28 protein-coding genes are annotated in these 24,248 nt (G+C 50.4%); 9 read left to right on the top strand and 19 right to left on the bottom strand.

What is annotated here, in order from left to right; all coding sequences use genetic code 11:
• Positions 1–28: 28 nt before the first annotated feature.
• The 5 genes from Q9291_RS02620 to Q9291_RS02600 form a co-directional block, all read right to left on the bottom strand.
• Positions 29–796, bottom strand: coding sequence for a UDP-2,3-diacylglucosamine diphosphatase (locus Q9291_RS02620; RefSeq protein ID WP_306388437.1), 768 nt, complete (start codon positions 794–796; stop codon positions 29–31).
• A 3-nt stretch (positions 797–799) separates the two neighbouring features.
• Positions 800–1,294 carry a peptidylprolyl isomerase gene (locus Q9291_RS02615; RefSeq protein ID WP_306388436.1) on the bottom strand — a complete coding sequence of 165 codons (495 nt, stop codon included), beginning with the start codon at positions 1,292–1,294 and terminating at the stop codon, positions 800–802.
• A gap of 28 nt (positions 1,295–1,322) precedes the next feature.
• Complete coding sequence (locus Q9291_RS02610; RefSeq protein WP_306388490.1) at positions 1,323–1,865, bottom strand: peptidylprolyl isomerase; 543 nt, start codon at positions 1,863–1,865, stop codon at positions 1,323–1,325.
• Positions 1,866–1,891: 26 nt separating this feature from the next.
• Complete coding sequence (locus Q9291_RS02605; RefSeq protein WP_370530725.1) at positions 1,892–3,139, bottom strand: L,D-transpeptidase family protein; 1,248 nt, start codon at positions 3,137–3,139, stop codon at positions 1,892–1,894.
• Between the two features lie 78 nt (positions 3,140–3,217).
• Entirely contained in the window at positions 3,218–4,276 is a 1,059-nt protein-coding gene (locus Q9291_RS02600) for a nuclear transport factor 2 family protein (protein WP_306388434.1), read from the bottom strand.
• Positions 4,277–4,564: 288 nt separating this feature from the next.
• Between Q9291_RS02600 and cysS the strand changes: the two genes are divergently transcribed.
• Together cysS and Q9291_RS02590 are read left to right on the top strand one after the other, a co-directional pair.
• Positions 4,565–5,926: a cysteine--tRNA ligase gene (gene cysS / locus Q9291_RS02595; RefSeq protein WP_306388433.1), complete on the top strand. Its 1,362-nt coding sequence runs from the start codon at positions 4,565–4,567 to the stop codon at positions 5,924–5,926.
• 12 nt (positions 5,927–5,938) lie between these two features.
• Positions 5,939–6,877, top strand: a complete 939-nt coding sequence (locus Q9291_RS02590) for a hypothetical protein (protein WP_306388432.1) — start codon at positions 5,939–5,941, stop codon at positions 6,875–6,877.
• Between the two features lie 25 nt (positions 6,878–6,902).
• Here the strand turns inward: Q9291_RS02590 and Q9291_RS02585 are convergent, their stop codons facing one another.
• Positions 6,903–7,598, bottom strand: a complete 696-nt coding sequence (locus Q9291_RS02585) for a hypothetical protein (RefSeq protein ID WP_306388431.1) — start codon at positions 7,596–7,598, stop codon at positions 6,903–6,905.
• Between the two features lie 202 nt (positions 7,599–7,800).
• On the opposite strand from Q9291_RS02585, the gene argJ reads away from it, so the two are divergent.
• Complete coding sequence (gene argJ, locus Q9291_RS02580) at positions 7,801–9,027, top strand: bifunctional glutamate N-acetyltransferase/amino-acid acetyltransferase ArgJ (RefSeq protein WP_306388430.1); 1,227 nt, start codon at positions 7,801–7,803, stop codon at positions 9,025–9,027.
• A 92-nt stretch (positions 9,028–9,119) separates the two neighbouring features.
• On the opposite strand, the gene arfB is transcribed toward argJ, so the two are convergent.
• Positions 9,120–9,521 (bottom strand): alternative ribosome rescue aminoacyl-tRNA hydrolase ArfB, encoded by a 402-nt coding sequence (gene arfB, locus Q9291_RS02575; protein ID WP_306388429.1) that lies wholly within the window; start codon positions 9,519–9,521, stop codon positions 9,120–9,122.
• The gene (yoaA, locus tag Q9291_RS02570) at positions 9,518–11,470 is read right to left on the bottom strand and encodes a DNA repair helicase YoaA (RefSeq protein WP_306388428.1); all 1,953 of its coding nucleotides are present in this window, start codon (positions 11,468–11,470) and stop codon (positions 9,518–9,520) included. The genes arfB and yoaA overlap by 4 nt, the downstream gene beginning before the upstream one ends.
• Positions 11,471–11,695: 225 nt before the next feature.
• Between yoaA and Q9291_RS02565 the strand changes: the two genes are divergently transcribed.
• The gene (locus tag Q9291_RS02565) at positions 11,696–12,283 is read left to right on the top strand and encodes a C40 family peptidase (protein WP_370530730.1); all 588 of its coding nucleotides are present in this window, start codon (positions 11,696–11,698) and stop codon (positions 12,281–12,283) included.
• A gap of 20 nt (positions 12,284–12,303) precedes the next feature.
• Here Q9291_RS02565 and Q9291_RS02560 read toward each other — a convergent pair whose 3' ends face one another.
• A complete protein-coding gene (locus Q9291_RS02560; protein ID WP_306388426.1) occupies positions 12,304–12,600 on the bottom strand; it encodes an Rdx family protein in 297 nt (98 codons plus the stop codon).
• A 174-nt stretch (positions 12,601–12,774) separates the two neighbouring features.
• On the opposite strand from Q9291_RS02560, the gene Q9291_RS02555 reads away from it, so the two are divergent.
• The 3 genes from Q9291_RS02555 to Q9291_RS02545 all read left to right on the top strand — a co-directional run bounded on the left by Q9291_RS02555 (position 12,775) and on the right by Q9291_RS02545 (position 15,274).
• Positions 12,775–14,199 carry a S41 family peptidase gene (locus Q9291_RS02555; protein ID WP_306388425.1) on the top strand — a complete coding sequence of 475 codons (1,425 nt, stop codon included), beginning with the start codon at positions 12,775–12,777 and terminating at the stop codon, positions 14,197–14,199.
• A gap of 92 nt (positions 14,200–14,291) precedes the next feature.
• Complete coding sequence (gene coq7 / locus Q9291_RS02550) at positions 14,292–14,930, top strand: 2-polyprenyl-3-methyl-6-methoxy-1,4-benzoquinone monooxygenase (RefSeq protein ID WP_306388424.1); 639 nt, start codon at positions 14,292–14,294, stop codon at positions 14,928–14,930.
• 26 nt (positions 14,931–14,956) lie between these two features.
• Positions 14,957–15,274 carry a DUF2322 family protein gene (locus tag Q9291_RS02545; RefSeq protein WP_306388423.1) on the top strand — a complete coding sequence of 106 codons (318 nt, stop codon included), beginning with the start codon at positions 14,957–14,959 and terminating at the stop codon, positions 15,272–15,274.
• A gap of 62 nt (positions 15,275–15,336) precedes the next feature.
• Here Q9291_RS02545 and Q9291_RS02540 read toward each other — a convergent pair whose 3' ends face one another.
• The 7 genes from Q9291_RS02540 to Q9291_RS02510 form a co-directional block, all read right to left on the bottom strand.
• On the bottom strand, positions 15,337–15,744 hold the full coding sequence (locus tag Q9291_RS02540; RefSeq protein ID WP_306388422.1) for a VOC family protein: 408 nt from the start codon (positions 15,742–15,744) through the stop codon (positions 15,337–15,339).
• A 3-nt stretch (positions 15,745–15,747) separates the two neighbouring features.
• Positions 15,748–16,173 carry an OsmC family protein gene (locus Q9291_RS02535; protein ID WP_306388421.1) on the bottom strand — a complete coding sequence of 142 codons (426 nt, stop codon included), beginning with the start codon at positions 16,171–16,173 and terminating at the stop codon, positions 15,748–15,750.
• A gap of 76 nt (positions 16,174–16,249) precedes the next feature.
• Positions 16,250–16,714: an FKBP-type peptidyl-prolyl cis-trans isomerase gene (locus Q9291_RS02530; RefSeq protein WP_370530724.1), complete on the bottom strand. Its 465-nt coding sequence runs from the start codon at positions 16,712–16,714 to the stop codon at positions 16,250–16,252.
• A 107-nt stretch (positions 16,715–16,821) separates the two neighbouring features.
• Entirely contained in the window at positions 16,822–18,237 is a 1,416-nt protein-coding gene (dacB, locus tag Q9291_RS02525; RefSeq protein WP_306388420.1) for a D-alanyl-D-alanine carboxypeptidase/D-alanyl-D-alanine endopeptidase, read from the bottom strand.
• The gene (bioA, locus tag Q9291_RS02520) at positions 18,234–19,487 is read right to left on the bottom strand and encodes an adenosylmethionine--8-amino-7-oxononanoate transaminase (RefSeq protein ID WP_370530729.1); all 1,254 of its coding nucleotides are present in this window, start codon (positions 19,485–19,487) and stop codon (positions 18,234–18,236) included. Before bioA ends, dacB begins: the two co-directional genes overlap by 4 nt.
• A 59-nt stretch (positions 19,488–19,546) precedes the next feature.
• A complete protein-coding gene (locus Q9291_RS02515; protein ID WP_306388418.1) occupies positions 19,547–19,843 on the bottom strand; it encodes a type II toxin-antitoxin system RelE/ParE family toxin in 297 nt (98 codons plus the stop codon).
• 9 nt (positions 19,844–19,852) lie between these two features.
• The gene (locus Q9291_RS02510; protein WP_306388416.1) at positions 19,853–20,137 is read right to left on the bottom strand and encodes a CopG family ribbon-helix-helix protein; all 285 of its coding nucleotides are present in this window, start codon (positions 20,135–20,137) and stop codon (positions 19,853–19,855) included.
• Between the two features lie 122 nt (positions 20,138–20,259).
• On the opposite strand from Q9291_RS02510, the gene Q9291_RS02505 reads away from it, so the two are divergent.
• Positions 20,260–22,194, top strand: coding sequence for a peptidase U32 family protein (locus tag Q9291_RS02505; protein WP_306388415.1), 1,935 nt, complete (start codon positions 20,260–20,262; stop codon positions 22,192–22,194).
• Between the two features lie 33 nt (positions 22,195–22,227).
• Positions 22,228–22,863 carry a YchE family NAAT transporter gene (locus Q9291_RS02500; protein WP_306388414.1) on the top strand — a complete coding sequence of 212 codons (636 nt, stop codon included), beginning with the start codon at positions 22,228–22,230 and terminating at the stop codon, positions 22,861–22,863.
• A 39-nt stretch (positions 22,864–22,902) separates the two neighbouring features.
• Here Q9291_RS02500 and Q9291_RS02495 read toward each other — a convergent pair whose 3' ends face one another.
• From Q9291_RS02495 to Q9291_RS02485, 3 genes are all read right to left on the bottom strand, one after another.
• A complete protein-coding gene (locus tag Q9291_RS02495; RefSeq protein ID WP_306388413.1) occupies positions 22,903–23,484 on the bottom strand; it encodes a hypothetical protein in 582 nt (193 codons plus the stop codon).
• Between the two features lie 139 nt (positions 23,485–23,623).
• Positions 23,624–23,923: a type II toxin-antitoxin system RelE/ParE family toxin gene (locus Q9291_RS02490; protein ID WP_306388412.1), complete on the bottom strand. Its 300-nt coding sequence runs from the start codon at positions 23,921–23,923 to the stop codon at positions 23,624–23,626.
• Positions 23,924–23,961: 38 nt separating this feature from the next.
• Complete coding sequence (locus Q9291_RS02485) at positions 23,962–24,210, bottom strand: CopG family ribbon-helix-helix protein (protein WP_306388411.1); 249 nt, start codon at positions 24,208–24,210, stop codon at positions 23,962–23,964.
• Positions 24,211–24,248 lie beyond the last annotated feature (38 nt).

The raw sequence follows: 24,248 nt of genomic DNA, 5'->3' as shown, positions 1-24,248 counted from the left end.
CCGGCTTTCATACATGCAAAAACAGCGCCTAGATGGCGCTGTTTTTGATAGGCCTGGTTAGATCCAGTATCCGCGCTTTCAATCCGCTTTTATCGAGACTGCACACCGTGGCTGTGTCATGCCAATCTCCCAGCACCCAGCGCTGGCAAGCATGCCCATCAATATAAAGTGCATGGATAGCTGGCCTGTGTGTGTGCCCATGCAGCAAAATGTCTGGATAGCGATACTGCCGGATGATGCCGGCAACAGCTTCTGCATTCACATCCATGATTTGCATGCTCTGTACGGCTTTGCTTTGTCGGCTTTGGTCTCTGGCCTGATCGGCAAATGCGATACGGGCACCTAGTGGCTGACTCAGAAAAGTATGCTGCCATTGTGGATTGCGTACTTGTGTACGAAAAGCCTGATAAGCGACATCGTCCGTGCACAGCGCATCACCATGCGTCAACAGAATACGTTTATCGCCAGCTTCGAGCAAGGCGGGATCCTCCAGTAATTGCATACCGCATGCTTGTGCAAATCGCTGACCGATTAAAAAATCCCGATTGCCATGCATGCCGTAAAGCCTGACGCCGCGCGCTGACAACTGACTTAAAGTCTGCACCACCGGCAAAAACTCAGCCCCATGCTCTGGATCATCCAGCACATCATCACCAACCCATACCTCAAAAAAGTCTCCGAGAATATACAGCGCTTTGGCCTCAGCGACGGTTGTTTGTAACCAATGCAAAAAAGCCTGCGTTACCGCAGGCCTTTGCGCACTCAGGTGCAGATCGGAAATGATCCAGCTGGTCATGTCTTAGGCAACAACAACCGCTTTTTCAATAATCACCGGTTCAACTGGCACATCCTGATGGCCACCGCGGCTGGTCGTTGCAACAGCTTCGATTTTATCTACGACATCCATACCTGCAATCACTTTACCAAACACACAGTAGCCCCAGCCTTGCGTGGTGGGAGATGAGAAGTTCAAAAAACTGTTATCTTTTGCGTTGATGAAGAATTGCGCTGAGGCAGAGTCTGGCACCATGGTACGGGCCATCGCCAGAGTGTATTTATCATTCGACAGGCCATTGTCTGCTTCATTCTTGATGGGCGCATCGGTGGCTTTCTGCTTCATATTGACGTCAAAACCACCGCCTTGAATCATGAACTCTTTAATCACACGGTGAAAAATCATGCCATCGTAAAAGCCTTTTTCCACATAGCTTAAAAAGTTAGCAACAGTAACCGGTGCTTTTTCCGCATTAAGTTCAATGGTGATATCACCGAAGTTGGTGGTCAATTTAACCAAAATATTCTCCGTTTAAAAAGGGGTGGGACTATTTGGCGCTGATAATTGCAGCGCGTTTGATGATCACTGCACGGATAGGAACATCAGAAAAACCTCGCTGATTGCCTGTCGGTAAATTACTGATTTTAAAAACCACATCCATGCCAGAGATCACTTTTCCAAATACACAATAGCCAATAAGACTTGGCTCTGGACTGGTGTAATTTAAAAACTGATTATCTGCCACGTTAATAAAAAACTGTGCGGTGGCAGAGTTAGGGTCCTGTGTACGTGCCATGGCAATGGTGCCCACCTGATTGAGCAAACCATTACTCGACTCATTCACAATCGGTGCACGCGTTGGCTTTTCATTCAGTTCGCGGTCAAAGCCGCCACCTTGAATCATAAAACGACCAATAACACGATGAAATACAGTATTTGTATAAAAGCCATCTTTCACATACTGTAAAAAATTTTCAACGGTTTTAGGCGCTTTACTGGCCTCCACTTCCACCACGAAATTACCCTGACTGGTCTCGAATTGCACTTGTGTTGCGGCTTGCGCAAAAGAAACACTGCACAGCAGTACCATCGATATTAGCCATGACTGCAAATAACTCATGCCGACCCTTCGTATAAAATTTTCCATTGCCCGCTTTCCTGCACCCAGTACTGACGTTTTTTCATCACGTTACGCAGTGCAGGGCCGATAAACTCTTGCTCAAAATCCACAACGACCATTTGTCGGTTGGCATTCGGATAAGTGAACATGCTCACATCGTTCAAGTTGACTGCTACCTTGGGTTTTGCTGCCTGAATTTGACGCTTATAGCTGGACCATTTAGATAAGCTGCCATCCGAGTAAAAGAAATCAGAGGCGTAATGCGACAAATAAGCATCAGTATCCTGAGAGACCCAATCTTTGCGCCATTGTTCAATTTCTGACTTAAGATCAGCCTTAAGCGATTGTTGCGTTTTAAGCGACTGCGGATTGACCCACTGAAAATTAACACCGATGACCACCGGCGTATTTCCAATTTGCAGAATCTCCTGCAAGGCCTTCACATCGGGGTTAGACAATACGACACAACCATCACTGGCTCTCGGTGGCCGACTATACGTATCATGCGGCGTACCGTGGATCCAGATACCTGAGCCGGTTTTACGCTCAAAGCTGTCAATTTCATTCGGGTAGTTAAGCGGATACGCTGCATCCCCGTATAAATCCGGCAATGGGCGGTTCAGCTTTTTGGAGGCAAAGTAAACACCTATCGGGGTGCGTTTGTCGCCCTGGTCTTTTTTGCCAATACCGTTTTTACCTATCGTGACATAGTAGTCAGCAATATACTTCAGGTTATCATCAGCATTTTTTTCATATACGTACAGACGGGATTTCGCCGTATCGACAAACAACACGTGACTTTGTTTGCCAGACAACTGCACCAGCATATTAGGCTGAGTTAATCCACGACTCCGGTCAAAGTAGTTGCGAATCCGGATTTCTGCTTCTTCTTTAAAATCCTGAATTCGACCATTATCCGCCACACTGGCATCGCCAAAGCCATTTAATATGCGTGCTTTGGCAGAGAGCAAGTCTCCGTGAATCAGGTGAGCCAATGCAAAGTTGGGGGAGATAGTGAGCAACTGATCCACATAGTCAAGTGCCTGTTGCAGGCGACCCTCTTTAATCGATTGTAAAGTTTGTACCAACATGCGCTCAACAATATTGGTGTTTTTATTTTGCACAAACAAACGTGCCGTCAACTCGTCTTGATTGACAGCAGTCGCATTCCACGGCAACAACGCAGAAGCTACAAATGCAACCCAGCAGTATTTTCTCAAACCCCTCATACCGACATTATACATTCGTTTGCCACAATTCACCGCACCAAGCCTGCCAAATCAACGCCCGCAGACCATCTAGTTACTGAACGATCAGTCCGCTTAGAAACGACCAACCCGCTCTTGCTTGATGACCCAGCGCGAACCTTCTTTTACCATATTCAGCGTTTTATTCGAGTTAGCATCCAAGCCCGTTGCTTTGTACACTTGCCTGAAATAAACCGTCGCAGCACTATCGCCATTCATTTTAACTTCAACGTTGTTCAGCTTGACTGAAATTTTTGAAGGGCGGCTGACACGATCACGACGCACCGACTCCCACTGCTGACGAGACTCACCGCCCGGCGTTTTAAAGCTTTTGGCATAACTATCCAGATAACGATCCACATGTTGTGATGACCAGGCTTCAGCCCAGGCATGCACCGCATCCAGCACAGCTTGTTCGCTATTGTCTACAGATTTTAACTCTTGTTGCGGCTTCTTAGCCTCGGCCACCACGGGTGGTGGTACGACTACGGGCGCCGTGGTTGAAGCAGGCGGTGAATTCGAAGCCGGCGCAGTGGCTGCCGGAGGGGTGACTGCTGCTGGCGGGTTCACAGCAGCAGGTGCGGTACGCGCAACACTGCGCTTCCCACCAAACAAATCGGTAATCATAGACAACTTGCTTTGCGCGCGGGTGTTGGACGTATCAAGCTTCAGTGCTTTGTCATATGCTTCCGAAGCCAGACGCGCGTAAATATCCCCGAGATTTTCGTGAGCAGTGGCATAACTTGGATGTGTTTTAATTGCGGATTCCAACGCTTTTCTGGCTTTATCATACTGACCTTGATCAGCATACAAGACTGCCAGATTATTATACGGTTCCGGCAAATTAGGATACTTGTCGGTTAAATCGGTAAACGCCTTGATAGCCTCATCGCGCTTGCCCAACTCAACCATAATCACACCACGCATAAACATGGCCTCGGCATTTTTAGGATTGGCCGCCAGATAACTGTTCACTCGATCCAAGGCTGCAACTTGATTACCCTGTTCTGACAGTTGGTTAATTTCACGCAGTTCAACATTGGTGGCCTGCCCGGCCCAACCGCTATTAAAAACCGCACCTTGGCCCACACCCACAGCTATCGCCAGCAGATACTTGATTAATGTTGCATTCATGAGTTAATTACCTGAACAATCGTTGAATTTTAGCAATATGTTATACTTGGATTGTAATAGAGACGGATCATATCCGGTCAATTAACGCTGTCAAAAGCTTTCGACAACGATATGTGGTGCGATGTGCCAGTTTAATAGTACTGACAACCAGACCAGATGGCACTGACTGATTATACCGAAACATTACATGGCAACGCTTACATAGTTACAACTATCTTAACACCATCACAAGCACTTAAAACCGCCTCAAGTGTATCACGTATTCAACCCTTTTAGACGCTCATCCGCATGTTAAAAATATACAATTCTCTCAGCCGCCAAAAGCAGGATTTCATACCGATAGACCCGCATAAAATTCGTATGTACGTCTGCGGCATGACGGTTTACGACTTTTGCCACTTGGGGCATGCGCGCGTCATGGTGGTGTTTGATATGGTGGCACGCTGGTTTCGTGCCAGCGATTATGAAGTCACCTATGTGCGCAACATTACCGACATCGATGACAAAATCATCAAGCGTGCTAATGAAAACAACGAGACCATTCAAAGCCTGACTCAGCGCTTTATCACCGCGATGGATGAAGACTCGGCAAAGCTGGGCATCATCCGCCCGGATCTCGAGCCACGGGCTACCGAGCACGTACAGGGCATGCTGGACATGATAGGCAAACTGATTGAAAAAGGCTTTGCCTATCAGGCTGACAATGGGGATGTTTTTTACAAAGTGCGTAGCTTTAACGACTATGGCAAATTGTCTGGTAAAAGCCTGGAGGATTTACGCGCGGGCGAACGGGTGGATGTGGATGGTGCCAAGCAAGACCCGCTGGACTTTGTCTTGTGGAAATCAGTTAAACTTGGCGAGCCTTACTGGGAATCCCCCTGGGGTAATGGTCGCCCTGGCTGGCATATTGAATGTTCCGTCATGAGCGCAGTGCATCTCGGCGCTCATTTTGATATTCATGGCGGTGGTCAGGACCTGCAATTTCCGCATCATGAAAACGAAATTGCACAAAGTGAAGCCACACACGGTTGTACCATGGCCAATTACTGGGTACATAACGGTTTTGTCCGCGTGGATGATGAAAAGATGTCCAAATCACTCGGCAACTTTTTCACAATTCGCGAAGTGCTGGAGAAATATGATGCCGAAGTGGTGCGCTTCTTTATTCTGCGTGCGCACTATCGCAGCCCGCTCAACTATTCAGACAAACACCTGGATGACGCCAAGCAGGCGCTCACCCGCTTGTATACCGCACTGCGCGGGATAGATGTTGTCGAAAGCCCCATCGACTGGCAACTGCCACACGCGGCCAAATTCAAAGCTGCCATGGATGATGACTTCAATACGCCGGAAGCCCTCGCCGTGTTGTTTGAACTGGCCAACGATCTGAATAAAGGCAAATCAGGGGCAACCGCCGCATTGCTGAAACAACTGGCTGCTATTCTTGGCTTGCTGCAGCGCGGTCCAGAGGAATTCCTGCAAGGTGGGACTGAGCACAACGAAGTGGATGTTGAAAGCATGATTGCCGCCCGTATCGCCGCTAAAAAAGCCAAAGACTACGCAGAAGCTGATCGCATTCGCAAAACCCTTGCCGAGGCCGGCATTGTGCTTGAAGATACGGCGCAAGGGACGACCTGGCGCCGCGCCTAAACGGTATACATCATGTCATCTCTATCATTCTCCAAATCACTGATCGTCTTTTTTCTGCTGCTTGCGACTAATATCCGTGCTGAAGAAGCCGCTTATTTGCACTCGGTTGTCATGGACATTGAAGGCTTTAAGGATAAAGCGGATGCTATGCACATCATGACGCATACCAGCAAATTCAGCATTTTTCCGCTATCACATCACAATGCAACTTTTATCCAGACGCCGCAAGTGCAAGGCGGGGATGCGGTGTCTTCACTGATAGGCGCCTTGATTGCTGTCAGCTTGATCAATAGCCATCAATCAAAGGAAAGCGACGCTGCCGCAAAATTTAATGCTGACTTGAGCAGTATTCTGCAAACGATGGATATCAGCGAGGAGTTTAATGCAGTCTTACAGCAAAAACTCGCAGAGCATTTTGCACATACCCAGTTTGAAGTCGAAAATGCCTTGTCCAGAAATACACTTAATCAAGCGGGTCTTTTGGTCAGAATAAAGCAAAACTATATTTTGACCTTTGAGAACCGCCTTTATTTTGACAGCAAGTTGCAATCCCTGTGCTTTGAGACCAGCCCCAGGTTATGGCTCAAAGACAAGGTAAAGCCGGCCTACCTCTCCGAGGTCAAGTATGTGTCCAATCCCATCATGAGCGAGGATAAGGGCTTATTAAAAACCAACTGGACACAAAACAATGGAGAGCGGCTAAAACAATCCATCAGGGATGGCCTGCAAGCCTCTGTAGAAATGTTCATCAATGATTTTTTAGATCCTGCATGGAAAACAGGACCCGAAACAGCGGTCAGGGAAATGGCAATGATAAATACAAATACCGGTAAAATTGATAAACATCCATTGCTTGTACTGTCTGAAACACCCGACCGTATTGCCGGCCGGATGTTTGCTTATGATGCTGCCCAGTTGATCTCCGCTCCAAAGTCGCAGATCGCCCACTGAGCCAGCGACGTTGAGGCGTCGCGTACTACTTTAACTGACCACCGAAAAAGGCATTTCCCAAGCTATCGATACCGCGATCAACATTGATATTGACCGCTGTTGTGACGTTTGCAAAATCTGGCACCTGATCCCATGGCTCAGCAACCGGCATATTGCTGACATCGTCCACGTACCACTTGAGTTCGTTTGTATTTAAATCAACCAAAAAACCTTTGTACTTAAAATCAGCCATCGGGGCGCCGGTGGGCATGAATCCGTAATAATTTCTAACCGTGCCAACGCGTTCGACAGCCAGCAGCAATAAATAATCGACATTGTTCGATTTCAGGCTGCGGAAGTCGTACTCTGCATATTGCACAGTCTCTGATTTACCTGAAAACTTTTGCATTTTTTGCAAATCGATGGCCTGATCAATTTTTTTAACCTGAAATCCTCTTTCCTGTAATTGCGCAGAAAATTCTTTATCAATTGTCTGCACCTTGGTGTAATCCATCTTTTCCAGATGCGTGATCAGCGATTTTGCATTGCCACGATTAATCGCGATATCAAGTAAACCCATATTGCCAGTCATAAATGCATCAGGCTTGGGCACTACCGACTTGGCCAAGCCAATCACAGGCTTACGGTTTTCCCAAAAATGATCATCCAGCGCTACAGGTTTTTGCACAGTCGCGCAGCCAACAAGGCCAAGCATCAACACCATCAAAACTATTTTTTTCATTTTTCTTCCATAGAGTAAGTTGTAGTCATTGTTAAGACTCGCTTTCCTATCAAGTTTTAACAATTAAAAGATTACCACATCGGCATGAATCAATTAGAAGCAAACAGCACAAATTGTGCGTGCGCTTAAAAGGAAATTTTCTTTCACAATTCTCTTGTAAAATATAAGCCTGATTGATGATGAAACCGATGAGAGAACCAGAATGCCCGTAAAACTCACTGCCCCAGCGGCAGATACCTTGCTGCCTGTTAAAGGCGTAGATCTGGGCTATGCCCAAGCGCACATCCGTAAACCCAACCGTAAAGATGTGCTGGCGATCACCGTGCCCGAGGGCAGCAGCGTTTCCGGTGTGTTTACCCTCAACCGCTTCTGTGCCGCCCCCGTGACGGTATGTAAAGCGCATTTGCAATCGAACAAAGGTATCCGTGCGTTACTGGTGAATACGGGGTGCGCCAATGCAGGGACTGGCCAGCAAGGGATGGATGACGCGCTCGCCAGTTGTATTGGTGTCGCACAGGCATTGAATATCAGCCCTGAGCAAGTGCTGCCGTTTTCTACCGGCGTAATTCTTGAAACGCTGCCTATGGACAGGTTGCTGGCAGGTATTCCGCCAGCGGTGGCCAATCTGCAGGCAGATAACTGGCTCAATGCCGCCGAAGCCATCATGACGACCGACATTGTGGCCAAAGGCACTTCGCGTCAGCTCACACTCGATGGCAAAACCGTGACCATTACCGGCATCAGCAAGGGTTCTGGCATGATTCACCCGAATATGGCGACCATGCTGGGCTATATCGCGACCGATGCCGCCATTTCGCAGTCCGCTTTGGATGCCATTATTCAATATGCCGTCAACAAATCCTTTAACTGCATCACTGTCGATGGCGATACCAGCACTAACGACAGCCTGATATTGATGGCCACTGGCCAGGCAGGCAATGCGCAAATCACCGAACAAAGTGCTGACTTCTCAGTATTGCGCGACGCACTGACCGACGTGGCGATTGAGCTGGCACAAGCGATTGTGCGTGATGGCGAAGGCGCGACCAAGTTTATGACGATTCAGGTAGAAGCCGGTAGAGATGTGGAAGAGTGTCGCAAAGTAGCTTATGCCATTGCGCATTCACCACTGATTAAAACTGCATTCTTTGCTTCTGACCCGAATCTCGGTCGGATTCTGGCGGCCATTGGCTACGCAGGTATTGACGATCTGGACGTCAATACCATGCAATTGTATCTGGGCGATGTGCTAGTGGCCGAGAAAGGTGGCCGTGCCGCAAGTTACAGGGAGGAGCAAGGCGCGGCAGTGATGAAAGAAAGTGACATCCTGGTGCGCGTGGTACTCAACCGTGGCAGCGCCAATGCCATGGTTTGGACTTGCGACTTTTCTTACGACTACGTGAAGATTAATGCAGATTATCGCTCGTAATCTTGTGCGAGCTTAAATGGCGTTTCCTTTTACCAGCACGTCGTTAAGGAACGCCATATCCGCCTACATACATTTCCATGGTATCCGCGCCTCTAAATATCATCCACCACCCTGCCTCGCTTTTGCTTAATGACCCCACGCTGTATCTTGCCTGCCACCCGCCGCTTTTGCGAAGCGCGCGTTGGCCGCGTCGCAAAGCGTGTGGCATGCACATGATTGGCGGCATTCACCACCGCATGCAAGCGATTGACTGCATCTTTTCGGTTGGCCTCCTGCGTACGGTATTGCTGCGCCTTGATCACCAACACACCGTCGGCGGTAATCCGGTGATCTTTACTCTCAAGCAGCCGATTTTTTAGCCAGACACTCAGTGATGAAGCAGCAATATCAAAGCGTAAATGTATCGCGGATGAAACCTTGTTCACGTTTTGCCCACCTGCACCTTGCGCGCGAATAGCGGTCAGTGTGTACTCCGTTTCCGCGATCTGAATCATGTGTCAATAGTGGCTGCTTCACGGGCAAAAAAGGCCTCAACTTCGTCTAGTTTGCGCGTACGCTTAAACGGCGGCAAGCTTTGCCAGATCCTTCGCCCGTAATGCTTATCAACCAGGCGCGGGTCACAAATCACCAGCACACCGGAATCACTTTCGTCACGAATCAAGCGTCCAGCGCCCTGCTTCAGCGTAATCACAGCATACGGCAGTTGGTATTCCATAAAAGCATTTTTACCTTCGGCATTCATCTTGTCGATGCGGGCAGACAACACCGGATCATCAGGTGGCGCAAACGGCAGTTTGTCGATAATCACACAGGAAAGTGCTTCACCACGTACGTCAACCCCTTCCCAAAAACTTTGCGAGCCAACCAGCACGGCATTCCCGTGGGTGCGGAAACGTTCCAGCAGCTCGGTGCGGTTGCTTTCGCCCTGCATCAGCAAGGGAAAGGCCACGCCTTGCTCTTCAAAGGCCTGCCTGAGCAAGGCGTGCACTTCACGCATGGCTTTGAGTGAAGTGCACAGGACGAATGCGCGCCCTTGGCTGGCTTGAATCACTGGCAGGCTGATGGCAGCGACGGCTGCGGCATAGGCACTGCTATTCGGTTCCGGCATGCCTTCCGGCACATAGAGCAGGGCTTGCTGATCGTAATCAAACGGGCTTTGCCAGTAGCGGGTTTGCGCCGACAATAAGCCCATTTGCCCTTGGTAGTGACTAAAATCACTTTTGACAGCCAGCGTGGCGGAAGTAAATATCCAGGCCCTGGGCTGGGCATTGAGCTGTTTGCCAAAGCCATCGGCAACACTCAGCGGGGTCGCATGCAACTGCACGCTTTGGCTAAATACTTCCACCCAGCGCACTAGGTTTGCATGGTCGCCTTTGAGCCATGCGGCCAGCAATACCAACAAGGCTTCTCCGCGCTGCCAGCATTTTTCCAGCAGCGGATCGCGTCCGGCCTGCGTTTCCAGCACTTTGGTCAAGTCTGCCAAGGTTTCAAGCATACGCTGATAACATTCGGTAAAGTTTTTCAGCGCCAATGCTTTTTGCGCGGGCATGCGCGCGCCTTCAAACTGAAACGCCAGGCGAAAATCGCGGCAGGCTTTTTCCAGGGGTGGCACGGCTTCACTCAGGGCGACACAATCTTTTGCCAGCGTAAGATAGGCCATCTGGCTGTCACGCGCCAAGTCCATCAATTGCGAGGTGGAAATATCCTCACCAAAAAATAGCCCGGCCACTTCTGGCAGCTGGTGGGCCTCGTCAAACACCACCGTATTGGCACTCGGCAACAACTCGGCCACGCCCTCATCGCGCAGCATGACATCGGCAAAAAACAAATGGTGATTGACCACCACCACATCTGCGGCCAGCGCCTGCTTACGCGCCTCCATGACAAAGCATTGCTTGTAAAACTGGCAATCCTGACCAACACAGTTATCACGCGTTGAGGTCACCTGTTGCCAGACAGTAGCCTGTTCCGGCACTTCGACCAGCTCGGCCTTGTCGCCACTCTGGCTATGTTCGGCAAAACTTTGTAAAATGGGAATATATTGCGCATCTTCGCGTGACTGAAAGCGCCCTTCCTGGCTGGCACGCTGTAAATGGTAATGACAGATATAGTTGGCACGCCCTTTAAGCATGGCCACAGTTACCGGCACTTTCAGCGCTTCGCGCACTGCGGGCAAATCGCGTTGATACAACTGGTCTTGCAGTGTTTTGGTGCCGGTTGACACAATCACCTTGCCGCCTGACAACAATGCCGGGACCAAGTAGGCATAGGTTTTGCCAGTACCAGTGCCGGCCTCCGCCACCAGTTGCTGCTGCTGCTCTATAGCCTCAGCAATGGCCTGGGCCATTTCTTGCTGTTGTGGACGACTTCTGAAATCTGGCATGGCCTGTGCCAGAGCACCATTTTCAGAAAAGACAGTGATCACTTGTTGTGAAAGAGACATGACATAATTATCCCACGTTACATCCTCATCAGCTTGGGCTTTTATCACCAAAAACTTATTTGAATCGCACCATTGCCCTGACATCGTAACGGGCCATGCTTGCATACAAAGCACATTTATGGCAATGTTAAGTGGGCTAGCTTTTTAATGGTGCGTTTTACCATATGACGGATTCCTGTTAACCTTGTGCTATTAACTCACCTATCACTCTATATAATGAGCGCCATCAAAAAACCTGTGATTCGCTGCATTGCCCTGCTTGTGAGCATATTGCTATGCCAGTGCAAAAGCATTGCCGCGCCAGGGGGCTCTCCCTCAGGCGCTTCTGTGCTGGGCGATGACAAACGCTGGCAGACGGCTTACAGCTACAAGCAGGAAGACGTGCTGGACAGTATGGATGGCGTGAGCAGTTCATGGTCAGAAAAAGTAGAAGAGATCATGATTCGCGCGCTGAGCCTGACTGGTGTTGACTATAAATACGGGGGCCGCAGCCCTGAAACCGGCTTTGATTGCAGTGGCTTTGTACAATACGTGTTCAAGCATGCCGCACAAATTTCCCTGCCGCCTTCCGCACGCACCATCAGTGACATGGGAAAGGCTGTCAAACGTGAAGAGCTGCAGCCAGGGGACCTGGTGTTTTTTAACACACTTAGACACGCCTTTTCGCATGTAGGTATTTATGTCGGCAACAACCAGTTTATTCACGCCCCCCGCGCCGGTGCGCAAGTACGTATCGAAAGCATGGACGAACGTTATTGGCGTACACGCTACAACGGTGCAAAGCGATTGGAAGCTGAAGCGTCCGGTCAGTAGCGACCCGCGCCAGCAGGCAGCTACTCCAGCATTGGCTTTACTGCTGTATCACTGTGGCCGAGTGGCCTGTCAGGATCTATCAAATCCCTCACCATCTGCTTGAGCTCTTTGGACTCAGGAAAACGCCCGGCTGCTTTACGTGAAAAAATCAACTGCCCGTCGCAACGCACATCCAGCACCCCTCCGGTCCCGGGGATCAGGTTAACCGATCCAAGATCAGATTCAAAAGTGGTCAGCAGTTCTTGCGCCAGCCATGCTGCACGCAATAACCATCTGCACTGTGTACAAAATTCAATTTCTACGATAGGCTTTTGCATGGTTTTAACCGGCTCATTAATTTTCTACTTAAGTATAGTCAATTTTATTGAAATAGCGGAAAATGAACTTAACTCTAATTTCCTCACTCTGTAAAACGAGCTGATAGCATTTACATGCAAGCAGACCCTAAACAAAGTAACATTCTTCGCTTACTCGATCACACAAGGCACTTTATGCGTTCCAAATTTGAAAAATTCGGCTTAATCGGCGCTGGCGTATTTATTGGCATCCTGGTAAGCCTCAACATCTCTGCCTGGGCAGATAAAACCTCCGTAGCTCAACTCCCTATAGATGAGCTAAGAGTGTTTGCTGAAGTATTTGCCAAGGTAAAATCTGACTATGTTGAGACAGTTGAAGATAAAAAACTGATTAATGAGGCTCTGTCAGGCATGCTGCAAGGTCTGGACCCACACTCCACGTTCATGGATGCCGATGCTTATAAAGAGCTGCAAGCTGGTACACAAGGCGAGTTTGGCGGCCTTGGCATTGAAGTCGCCATGGAAGATGGACTGGTGAAAGTGGTCACCCCGATTGAAGACAGCCCTGCTTACAAAGCGGGGCTGAAATCAGGTGACCTCATCATAAAACTTGATGATGCCCAAGTGCGTGGCATGAGCCTCAATGATGCCGTTAAACGCATGCGTGGCGTCCCTGAGACAAAGATAGTACTGACTGTCGTCCGCAAAGGCGAAGACAAGCCGCTGACATTCACACTGACCCGTGCGATCATCAAGGCACAAAGCGTTAAAAACAAATGGATTGAACAGGACTACGGTTATGTACGTATTACCCAGTTCCAGGAGCGTACTGGTGAGGACCTTGCCAAAGCGCTGAAAACACTGAGTGCAGAGAATAAGACGCCGCTAAAAGGGTTGGTACTCGATTTGCGTAATAACCCAGGTGGCTTGCTGGATGCCGCAGTCGGCGTGTCTGCTGCCTTCCTGCCTAAAGATGATTTGGTTGTGTATACAGAAGGCCGTGTTGCAGATTCCAAAATGCGCTTGACAGCCACACCAATGGATTATGCGCGTCGTGGCAAGTCAGACTACCTGAAAGATTTACCGGAAGAGTTCAAATCCGTGCCCATTGTGGTATTGATTAACGCAGGCTCGGCTTCTGCTTCTGAAATTGTGGCTGGCGCTTTGCAGGATCACAAGCGTGCCACCATCATGGGCATCCAGAGTTTTGGTAAAGGCTCGGTACAAACCATTCTGCCAATGAACAATGGCAGTGCCATCAAACTGACAACGGCACGTTATTTCACGCCAAATGGCCGCTCGATTCAAGCCAAGGGCATCGTGCCAGACATGAATGTTGACGATGGCTCCGACCCTAGCCTGAGTTTGCACGAGGCCGATCTGAAGCGCCACCTGTCAAACCCGAACGAAGGCAAAGCCAATGCTGACAAATCTGCCGATGATGCCAAAGCAAAAGCCGCTGCAGACAAACTGAAAGAAGAAAAACATGCCGAAACACGCGGCCCGATTGAACCGGCCAGCAAGGATGACTTCCAGTTTATGCAAGCTCTCAACCTGCTCAAAGGCCAGCCTGTATTGAAGGCCCCTGAACCAGCCAAGGTCAGCGCCGCAAAACCGTAATACATCAGCGGCAATGCAGGTCTGCATTGCCGCTTTATGCAGCATTTGTCATATTGCACGAATAACGGGTGCAGTTTCATTTGGAGTCATTCATGTCAGCCTTGCCACCGTTAACATTGGATAAAGTCATTTCTGTACTGGACATGGGATTGCGCACCGTATTTAGCTCCGCAATCGCTAGCCGTCCTTGCCCGCAAGCGACTGAATCCAGCACGCTGTCTGATAGCGAACGCCAGCATGCGGCTGCCCTGATGCGGATAAACCATGTCGGAGAAGTCTGTGCACAGGCTTTGTACAGTGGCCAGGCACTGCTCTCTCGTAATCCATCTCATGTCGAAGCACTCAAACAAGCCTCGCGTGAAGAAGTCGATCATCTGGCCTGGTGTGAGCAACGGATTGCCGAGCTCGGCGGACGCAAAAGCCTGTTGAATCCGTTGTGGTATGGCGCAAGCTTTGGCATGGGCATCACCGCTGGCTTGCTGGGCGACAAATGGAACCTCGGCTTTCTGGCCGAAACAGAACATCAGGTGTCTGCCCACCTTGACAGCCACCTGCACACGTTGCCACCGCAGGACCATGCTTCAAGAGCGATTGTGGCGCAAATGAAAGCAGACGAAGAGCAGCATGCAGATACCGCGGAACAATTAGGCGGTGCTGCACTGCCAGGCCCTTTAAAACGGGTCATGCGCTTGGCTTCAAAGGTCATGACACACACGGCTTATCGCCTGTAATATTTCAGTATCAACCAGAGTTAACCATGCAAAAATTTAGTGACAATTTACTGACCCTCGACGCTGCAGACCATGTTAAACGCATTGAGCTGTATGATGCAGCAAACCAGCCAGCTGGGGCGATTGAAAACAAACCTGGCACCCAAGGCTCGATCAAGGTGTATCACCATCTGTTTAAACTGTATGGCGAGATCAACACCGATGCAGCGGTAGAGGGCTTGGCCCTGTATGCCGAGCATACCGAAGATGCCGAAAATCATCCTGGCAAACACCCCAATATTGACCGCTTGTTGATGGTACTGGATAAAGAACAGACACTGTCGATGACAGTGATTACAGAATAAAAAAACGCAGGTTTGAAACCTGCGTTTTTTGTTTTACTGGCTGGCTTTATTCCCCGCAGACATCAGGTCTGCAACTGGCCGTGGCGGACAATGGGGGGATGGTAAATAAACTCCAGCAAATGGCCAACGCTATCCAGACAGTAAAACCCGCGCGAACCGTCCCGGTGGCTTTTAGGTGCTTCGGTAATACGCACGCCTTGCGCCACCATATGGGCATGCCACGCATCCACAGACGGTGCATCACTGAGCACAAAGCCAATATGGTCGAGTCGTTGTAAGGGGTCTGCCTTATACTCCACCCGGTGCAGGGCAAACACATCGCCCTGATTGGTCAAATACACATTATCCGGATCAGGCTGCCATTCAATCTGCATGCCGACGATGCGGGTATAAAAATCTACCGCAGCTTCCAGATCCTTTATAAACAAGGCCACATGGCGTATACCTATCATGCCTGCTGGAATAGTCATCGCTTACTCAAAACTGGGTGCTTGAATCACAAAATCATGCGTAATTTCGCATGCCTTCTGCAGCATAATGCTGGCCGAGCAGTACTTCTCGGCTGACAGTTTCACTGCCCGCTCAACTTGCGTTTCGTTGAGCCCTTCACCCGTCACAACAAAATGCACATGGATTTTGGTGAATACTTTCGGAATCGTATCTGCGCGTTCAGCAGAAATTTCTGCGACACAGTCGACAATCGGTTGCCGGGCTTTTTTCAGAATAGTCACCACATCAAACGAAGTGCAGGCCCCCATCCCAATCAGCAGCATTTCCATTGGCCGCATGCCAATATTGCGCCCGCCATTTTCAGGCGCGCCGTCCAGCACAACTGCATGGCCGGTTTCCGACTCCCCGACAAAGCTGACACCATCGATCCATTTCACTTTGACTTGCATCGCGACTTCCTATCGTTTCGTTTTCGACTTAACAACCTTCAGGGGCAGCATCCCGCTGCCCCAAAGCATTCATTTTTTATTTGACACCCAGCAATTCAACATCAAACACCAATGTGGCATTAGGCGGAATCACGCCGCCAGCACCACGTGCGCCGTACCCCATCTCAGAAGGAATAATCAAGGTACGCTTGCCGCCCACTTTCATACCCTGCACACCCTCATCCCAGCCTTGAATGACCTGGCCACCGCCTAAAAAGAAATTGAACGGGGAATTGCGGTCGAGGCTGCTGTCAAACTTTTTGCCTTTATGGTCTTCCTTGCTGGCGTCATACAGCCAGCCGGTGTAGTGCACGGTCACATTAAAGCCAATTTCAGCTTCACGGCCGTCTCCGATCAGGGTATCAATTTTCTTTAATTCGGTAACGTTTGCAGTCATTTGTGCGGCTTCCTTTGCATTAGAGGAGTTGGATTGGGCCTGGCAACCAGCGATAGCCAGCAGCAGCAGCAGTCCCAGACTTGTTTTTTTAATAGCAGATTTCAATGTTTCGCTCCTTGAAAATTGACCGACATGATACGCGCTTTTTAATCAAAACGCCCTCTTCCGGCGCATATACGCGCACATGCACGGCGTCTCATTCGTTGCATGCATCACGGCCCTTCAATCAGGCGCTTGAGCAACAAGTCCTGTACTGGCCTGATGGCCGAAGCCCGTGGGTGATTCACCAGCATCACCAGCGCGTAACGCCTGCCCAGACTGTCTTGCACGTAACCGGCAATACCGCTCACGCCTTCTAATGAGCCGGTTTTCAGGTAGGCCATGCCTTGACTGCCCGGCGCTGCCAGACGCTTTTTGGTAGTGCCATCCAGTCCGAGAATTGGCAGCGATGCCATAAATACCGGCATCACCGGGCGCTGATAGGCTGTGACGAGTAATTGTGCCAAATGTTCCGCGCTGATACGTTCATTGCGTGACAGCCCAGAGCCATTTTCAAGCACCAGCTCGGGGAACTGCAAGCCACGCCTGCGTAAGGTTTCTTTCACAGCCAACGCGGCGCTGGCCTCCTCCACAGGCACCAGTCCGGCCTCTAGTCCGACAGTGAGCATCAGCTGCCGCGCCATGACATTATTGCTCCATTTATTGATATCGCGCACGACAATATCGAGTGGCGGTGACCACCAGCTTGTCACCAATGACGTATTGGGCGGGGTGGCAGCGATGACCAGTCCACCTAAAAACTGCCCGCCCAGTTGCTGCCATATTTTTTTGAATGTAAAAAACGCATACTGTGTATCGCTCATCACACTCAACTCCAGGTATCGCTCATCACACTGGTCTGGCAGCGACCCGCTAAAGGTGACGGTTACCGCGCCATCTGGCTGAGGATGCACGTCATAGCGCAAATCGGCGCGCCAATCAGTACAGACGCCTTTGCGTGGCTGTACAAGATTGACGATGCTGATTTGCGGCAACTCAAACTCCTGCGCAATCATAACCCTGGGGCTGGCATTTTCCTGTCGGAGGCTAAACCTGAAGCTGGTATTGCGCCCATTGACCAGCAAGGCACTTGGGCTGGCGTTGTAAGCGCGCAGTGGCTCGTCATCCAGCACCGGACGCTGGCTGACTTCAGACATATATACCGTATTATCCAGCACCAGATTGCCTTTAATCTGGCGGATGCCCTGCTGCTGTACCTGCTGCAACAGACGCCAGAACTCGGTGACATTGAGCGCAGGGTCACCATAGCCCTTGAGGATTAAATCGCCTTCCAGAACGCCCTGATTGACCGATCCATTGCGGTACACCTCGGTTTTCCAGCGATAGGCGGGGGTCAGCGCTTCCAATGCAGCATAGGTGGTGACCAGCTTCATGACACTGGCCGGGTTCATGGCTTTGCCGGCATGATGCTGAATCAGTGGCGCACTGCCATCCAGCGGCTGCACCACAATCGCCACACTGTCAGCAGGCAGTTGCGCTTTAGTCAGGGCATCTTGCACATAGCCGGGCAACGCAGCATGGGCGAGCGTTGCGCACAGCCAGACACACAGACCTATCCAGTGCATCATAAACTCTCCACAATGGCAGCCCGTGTCGCCCGCACCAGATGCGCCTGATCTTCGGCAGTCAGGCAATAGGGTGGCATCCAGTACACAGTATTGCCAATAGGCCTTAATAACAGCCCATTTTCGAGTGCCGCCGCATAGCAGTCGTGGGCAAACTGCGGGTTGCTTGTGTCGATATCAAACGCCGTAATCATGCCGCGCTGACGCACCTGTTGTAGCGGCAAGTCATAGCTTTGCACAGCTTGCCATAACTGTTGCGCGGTCTGCCGGTTCTCGCTCAGCACATCGCGCCCTGCAAACAGTTGCAGGGTTGCCAGCGCCGCGCTGCACGCCAGCGGATTACCGGTGTAGCTGTGGCTGTGCAAAAAGCCTTTCACCGCCTGGTCATGGTAAAACGCCTGATACACCGTGTCGGTCGTCAGCACCACCGACAACGGCAAATAGCCGCCGGTAATCCCTTTAGACAGGCAAATAAAATCCGCAATGTCACTGACGCGTTCCCCTGCCTGCTCACAGGCAAACAGGGTGCCGGTACGGCCAAAGCCGACGGCGATCTCATCAGCAATCAGATGCAACTGGTAGCGCTGGCAAATCTCGCGCGCCCGCTGCAAATACACTGGATGGTACATGGCCATACCCGCCGCACCTTGCACCAGCGGTTCCACAATCAGCGCCGCCAGCGTGGCATGGTGTTGGGCGACATGGCTTTCCAGCGCCTGCGCGCAGCGCAGTGCATAGGCGTGGTCTGACTCGCCATCCGCGGCTAAACGACTATCGGGGCTAGGCATATGCGCCGATTGTTGCAGCAAGGGCGCATAAGTGTCGGTAAAAATCGCCACATCGGTCACGGCAAGCGCGCCCAGCGTTTCGCCGTGATAACTGTTCTGCAAACTCAGGAATTTTGTTTTGTGCGGTTGGCCGGTGTTGCGCCAGTAATGAAAGCTCATCTTGAGTGCGATTTCGGTGGCACTGGCGCCATCCGAGCCGTAAAAGGCATGCCCCAGCCCGGTCAGTGCTGCTAACTGTTCGGATAACTCGACCACCGGTGCATGGGTAAACCCGGCCAGCATCACATGCTCCAGCTGATCCAGTTGGGCCCTGATGGCCGCTTTAATCTGCGGCTGGTTATGCCCAAACAGATTCACCCACCAGCTGCTCACGGCATCCAGGTAGCCTTTGCCATCTGCGTCAAACAGCCAGGCGCCTTCACCTCGGCTAATCGGCACAAGCGGATAACGCTCGTGGTGTTTCATCTGCGTGCAAGGGTGCCACACGGATTGCAGGGAGCGTTGTAACAGGGATGAAGAACGACTCAATGATAACCACTTTCTCGCTGATGACGGATGGCCACTATCGTGACAATTTCAGTCAATTGTTGATATTGATACAAGGCAATATAGCCCGTATTTCCATGAGAAATGACCAGTTCTCGAAAATCAGACTGCATAGATTTTCTACCGATTTCAGGATGATGGACCAATATCTGTATGCCACTGACAATCAAATCATACGTGTGCAAGGCTTGTCCCCTATCGGCTACCGTCGAGAGAAAGTCGGTGATACGCACCATGTGTTCCCAAAATTGGGGCGTGTAGTTAAGACTGGCCACAATAACGTGTTATTTGTATTTTTTGAGTGCTGGCTTGGGTAGCTCAACACCTTGCAGCTTGGCACGAAAATAGGCATTCACCTCGTCAGCATCATAGGCCAAACCTGTTGCTTGATACGCTTGCCACGAGGCCTCAGCTTCCGCCAAAAATGCCTGATACTTTTCACTACGACTGGCTTCCTGCTCAATCGCATCGACCATATAGGCATGGGGTGTCTTGCCAGCAGCTTCTGCCAATTTTGCGATGCGCTCTTTCAAGCTGTCTGGTAACTTTAAACTGGTGGTGGCCATCATGCCCTCCATTGCATCCAAAAAAGTGTTACCAAAGTAACACCTCAAGCTTTCCCTGTCAAACCAAGCAGCAATATGGCGCTTTGTGCTATAGTGCGCATCTTGTTGATTTATATGCATTATCCATGCAAAAAACACGTAAACACCTCGAACTGCTGGCGCCGGCCAAAAATGCAGATTTTGGCATCGAAGCCATCAACCATGGTGCTGATGCCGTGTATATCGGCGGCCCTGCCTTTGGCGCACGCGCCAAGGCACCGAATACGGTGCAAGATATTGCGCGCCTGGTGCGCCATGCGCATCGCTTTCATGCCGAGGTGTTTGTCGCACTGAATACCATTTTCCACGATAACGAGCTTGAAGGTGTGCGCCAGTTAGTGCATCAACTGTATGAGAGTGGCGTCGATGCCCTAATTGTGCAGGATATGGGCTTGCTGGAATTGGATTTACCGCCTATTCAGCTACATGCCAGCACACAAACGGATATTCGTACTGTTGAAAAAGCGCAGTTTTTAGACCAGGTAGGATTTAGCCAGATTGTGCTGGCACGCGAACTGGATATTGCCACCGTCAAAAAAATCGCCAACGCAACGACTGCCAATCTAGAATACTTTATCCACGGTGCGTTGTGCGTGGCCTTTAGCGGCCAGTGCTTTATCAGCCACGCCCACACGGGTCGCAGCGCCAACCGTGGCGAATGCTCGCAAGAATGCCGTTTGCCTTATACGCTGGAAGACCAGAAAGGCCGCATTATCGGCAAGGACAAACATTACCTGTCGATGAAAGATAATGACCAGAGCGCCAACCTGCGCGCCCTCATTGCAGCAGGGGTGAGCAGCTTTAAAATCGAAGGCCGCTACAAAGACTTGCCGTATGTGAAAAATGCCACTGCGCATTACCGCCAGTTACTGGATGAGATTCTGGAAGAGATGCCCGAATACAACAAATCCTCAGCCGGGCATGCGAGCTACACGTTTACACCGCAACCGGAAAAGACCTTTAACCGCAGTGCGACCGATTATTTTGCCAATGGTCGCCAGGCGGATATTGGCGCTTTTGATACGCCAAAATTCGCTGGCGAAGAACTCGGCAAGGTACGCAAAGTGGGCAAAGATTTTATTGATGTGGCCACCGACGTGGTGTTGCATAACGGCGACGGCGTATGCTTTTTTGATGTGCATAAAGAACTGGTGGGCCTGCGCGTCAATACGGCGCAAGCACTGGATAAATACACCCAGCGCCTGTTCCCCAACGAAATGCCTGCCGATATCCGCAACAACACCCAACTCTACCGCAACCGCGACCACGCCTTTATGCGCCTGCTGGAAAAAGACTCGGCCAGCCGCAAAATCGCCGTGGATGCGGTGCTATATGAAACCCGCGATGGCTTTGCCCTGACCCTGACCGATGCACAAGGCTTTAGCGCCACGGCGCAATGCGATGCGGGGAAACAAACCGCCAATGACGTACACAAAGCCGAAGCCTCACTCAAGGAAAATCTGGCCAAACTAGGCAATACCGATTTTGTGGCCAGAGAAACCAGCCTCGAACTCACCCAGCTCTGGTTTATCCCGGCCTCGGTTGTCAATCAACTGCGCCGCGATGCAGTTGAGCAACTGCTTGAAATCAGAACGCTGGGCTACGAACGTCCGGCCTTGCGCCTGGCAATGGAGCCCCCCGCCATTTACCCTGAAGACAGTTTGAGCTACCTGGCCAATGTCTACAACCAGAAAGCGCGCGACTTTTACCACAAGCACGGCGTCAAACTGATAGACAGTGCCTACGAGGCTAACGAAAAGCTGGACGAAGTGCCGGTCATGATCACCAAACATTGTTTGCGCTTTAGCCACGGCCTGTGCCCGAAAGAAGCCAAAGGGGTAATAGGCGTGCAAGGTACGGTCACGGCCGAACCGATGACACTCATCAGCGGCAATGATAGATATACCCTCAAGTTCGACTGCAAACCCTGCGAAATGCATGTGATGGGCAAAGTGCGCAAAAACATTCTTAACCTGCCACCCCCGCAACCGATTACTTTTTTTGATAAACGGCCTGCCTAAGTGAATTAGGCAAGACTGGGAGCCTGAGACCGCATGACCGAATACGCCTACCTGCTTAAAGTCGCAATCGCACTCATCGCCATCGTCAACCCCATTGGCTGCCTGCCTATCTTCATCAGCGCCACCAGTAGCTGGAGCAAGGCCGAGCGTTCACGTACTGCAAGGACTGTGGCGATTACGGTGATGATCGTGCTTGGCGTCTCTGCGTTTATTGGCGACCTCATACTGGACTTTTTTGGCATCACCATCCCCTCGTTTCAGGTCGGTGGCGGCATTTTACTCTTACTGATCTCTATCTCCATGATGCACGGCAAACAAAGCGCCACGCGCCAAACCCCTGAAGAAGCGCAAGATTTAAGCGAGCGCGAAGTCATCGCGATTGTGCCGCTCAGCATTCCGCTACTGGCTGGCCCGGGCGCGATTTCCAGCATGATCCTCACCGCACAACAACATCCTGGTTTTTGGGGACACCTCAGCCTGATGTTACCGATTGCGCTGATTTCACTGTTTATCTGGGGCCTGCTATTACTGGCTGATGGCATTACCCACTATCTGGGCAAGATTGGGATTAATATCGTGACCCGATTAATGGGTTTGATTTTGGCCGCGATGTCGGTGGAGTTTATTGCGCATGGACTGGAGGGGCTGTTTCCTAAATTATTCGGATAAAAAGGCAATGCATAGCCGACTATCCATCCCAACCTAACTTCATATGTTAAGTTGCACCATTTCAAACGCTTGATTTTCCCATGTGCTTATTGCATCTTTTAGAACAACTAGCGCATCAAACTCTTTTCCTTGGTTAGTCCGGACGGTGGCTCGGATTTGTATTAATTTTGTCTCCTCCACATGAAGAACCACTTCTGGACCAGCAAAAGAAATCCGAGCGATTGACTCCTGTGGAATATTGAAACCAACACCTACTAGTTCCGCGAACTCTCCCGAACGACTTTCGCGCAAAGTGCCATGCTTTGCACGATTTGCGATATCAGCCACGTATTGCAACGATTTAGATTTATTCGCAACATCCTCGATCTTTTGCATAGATAGCCCTTTTACTTTGCAGTACTCCTTTATGTAGTCCTTTAAACTCCAAGTCCAAACAAAGAGATTAAGAAAATCATCCTGCAGTTGCTCAGGCGCTTTCACACCAATCGCACGGAAGTGAGTCAAAAAGTCAGTCCCTATAGCCTTATATGAAGTTTCGTAGCTATCGCCTGCCGCATGTTGCACAGCTTGTAATAAGCGGCCGATTCGGTTACGAACTTCATCTAGGTCAGTTGGGCTCATTGTTTAAACAACCTTAAGCAAATTGTCATTCTAAATAGCCCGCGCAAATGCTGACTGGTTTATAGCTCATATGGCATACCGAAACGGATGCCTTACACTCGCTAACCTCCGAAAAATCGTCATGGCTTTAGGTATAGCCTCAATCGCGCTCAGCAAAGCCAGCCTCATTTTGGCTTCTAATGGCTAGAATAAAAACGGTATCAATCTCTGAAATATAGCGATAAAGTGCGACGTATCCATATGAACGCCGACCTATAACAAGCTCACGAAGTCCAGAATCGGCAGGACGACCAATCAGTGGGCTGTGGGTGAGGATGTCGATCGCATGGATGATTTGCTCAATGCGTTGCTGTGGTTTTTCAACCTGAAACGCATTTAAGTGTTCCAGTATCCGCTGAAAGTCCTGGCCCACTTCGGGCGCGAGTTCTATCGCTGGCATGACTAGCGCACAAGCTTGCGGCTTTTAGGTAAAGGCGCTTACTGATTGGCGATGTTGGCTTTGAGATAGTTTTTCATGTCATCCCAAGCGACGGATTCTCCTGATGCAATCATTTTCGCATAGCGCTGTTCAGCCTCTGCTTTAAAGTCTGCTCGCTTTTCGTCAAGGGCGGTCTTTTCAGCAATCGCTTCCAGAATAAATCCGTGTGCCGTTGTCCCTGCGCGCTTCGCTGCTTCTGACACGCGCGCTTTCAGCGCTTCAGGTAATCGAATCGTAGTGGTTGTCATGATGCACCCCAAACTTAAAACCAAACTCAACTGTAGCA

The organism is Methylophilus aquaticus (assembly GCF_030769565.1).
GTDB classification, from domain to species: domain Bacteria; phylum Pseudomonadota; class Gammaproteobacteria; order Burkholderiales; family Methylophilaceae; genus Methylophilus; species Methylophilus aquaticus.
Note: the sequence above shows the minus strand (reverse complement) of the source record. Positions and strands in the feature narration are given on the sequence as shown.

Excerpts from the sequence above, each read along its gene's own strand:
- Q9291_RS02620 (WP_306388437.1), bottom strand. The coding sequence starts at position 796 with ATGACCAGCTGGATCATTTCCGATCTGCACCTGAGTGCGCAAAGGCCT.
- Q9291_RS02610 (WP_306388490.1), bottom strand. The coding sequence starts at position 1,865 with ATGGTACTGCTGTGCAGTGTTTCTTTTGCGCAAGCCGCAACACAAGTG.
- Q9291_RS02605 (WP_370530725.1), bottom strand. The coding sequence starts at position 3,139 with ATGTATAATGTCGGTATGAGGGGTTTGAGAAAATACTGCTGGGTTGCA.
- Q9291_RS02600 (WP_306388434.1), bottom strand. The coding sequence starts at position 4,276 with ATGAATGCAACATTAATCAAGTATCTGCTGGCGATAGCTGTGGGTGTG.
- cysS (WP_306388433.1), top strand. The coding sequence starts at position 4,565 with ATGTTAAAAATATACAATTCTCTCAGCCGCCAAAAGCAGGATTTCATA.
- Q9291_RS02590 (WP_306388432.1), top strand. The coding sequence starts at position 5,939 with ATGTCATCTCTATCATTCTCCAAATCACTGATCGTCTTTTTTCTGCTG.
- Q9291_RS02585 (WP_306388431.1), bottom strand. The coding sequence starts at position 7,598 with ATGAAAAAAATAGTTTTGATGGTGTTGATGCTTGGCCTTGTTGGCTGC.
- argJ (WP_306388430.1), top strand. The coding sequence starts at position 7,801 with ATGCCCGTAAAACTCACTGCCCCAGCGGCAGATACCTTGCTGCCTGTT.
- arfB (WP_306388429.1), bottom strand. The coding sequence starts at position 9,521 with ATGATTCAGATCGCGGAAACGGAGTACACACTGACCGCTATTCGCGCG.
- yoaA (WP_306388428.1), bottom strand. The coding sequence starts at position 11,470 with ATGTCTCTTTCACAACAAGTGATCACTGTCTTTTCTGAAAATGGTGCT.
- Q9291_RS02560 (WP_306388426.1), bottom strand. The coding sequence starts at position 12,600 with ATGCAAAAGCCTATCGTAGAAATTGAATTTTGTACACAGTGCAGATGG.
- Q9291_RS02555 (WP_306388425.1), top strand. The coding sequence starts at position 12,775 with ATGCGTTCCAAATTTGAAAAATTCGGCTTAATCGGCGCTGGCGTATTT.
- coq7 (WP_306388424.1), top strand. The coding sequence starts at position 14,292 with ATGTCAGCCTTGCCACCGTTAACATTGGATAAAGTCATTTCTGTACTG.
- Q9291_RS02545 (WP_306388423.1), top strand. The coding sequence starts at position 14,957 with ATGCAAAAATTTAGTGACAATTTACTGACCCTCGACGCTGCAGACCAT.
- Q9291_RS02540 (WP_306388422.1), bottom strand. The coding sequence starts at position 15,744 with ATGACTATTCCAGCAGGCATGATAGGTATACGCCATGTGGCCTTGTTT.
- Q9291_RS02535 (WP_306388421.1), bottom strand. The coding sequence starts at position 16,173 with ATGCAAGTCAAAGTGAAATGGATCGATGGTGTCAGCTTTGTCGGGGAG.
- dacB (WP_306388420.1), bottom strand. The coding sequence starts at position 18,237 with ATGATGCACTGGATAGGTCTGTGTGTCTGGCTGTGCGCAACGCTCGCC.
- bioA (WP_370530729.1), bottom strand. The coding sequence starts at position 19,487 with ATGAAACACCACGAGCGTTATCCGCTTGTGCCGATTAGCCGAGGTGAA.
- Q9291_RS02510 (WP_306388416.1), bottom strand. The coding sequence starts at position 20,137 with ATGATGGCCACCACCAGTTTAAAGTTACCAGACAGCTTGAAAGAGCGC.
- Q9291_RS02505 (WP_306388415.1), top strand. The coding sequence starts at position 20,260 with ATGCAAAAAACACGTAAACACCTCGAACTGCTGGCGCCGGCCAAAAAT.
- Q9291_RS02500 (WP_306388414.1), top strand. The coding sequence starts at position 22,228 with ATGACCGAATACGCCTACCTGCTTAAAGTCGCAATCGCACTCATCGCC.
- Q9291_RS02495 (WP_306388413.1), bottom strand. The coding sequence starts at position 23,484 with ATGAGCCCAACTGACCTAGATGAAGTTCGTAACCGAATCGGCCGCTTA.
- Q9291_RS02490 (WP_306388412.1), bottom strand. The coding sequence starts at position 23,923 with ATGCCAGCGATAGAACTCGCGCCCGAAGTGGGCCAGGACTTTCAGCGG.
- Q9291_RS02485 (WP_306388411.1), bottom strand. The coding sequence starts at position 24,210 with ATGACAACCACTACGATTCGATTACCTGAAGCGCTGAAAGCGCGCGTG.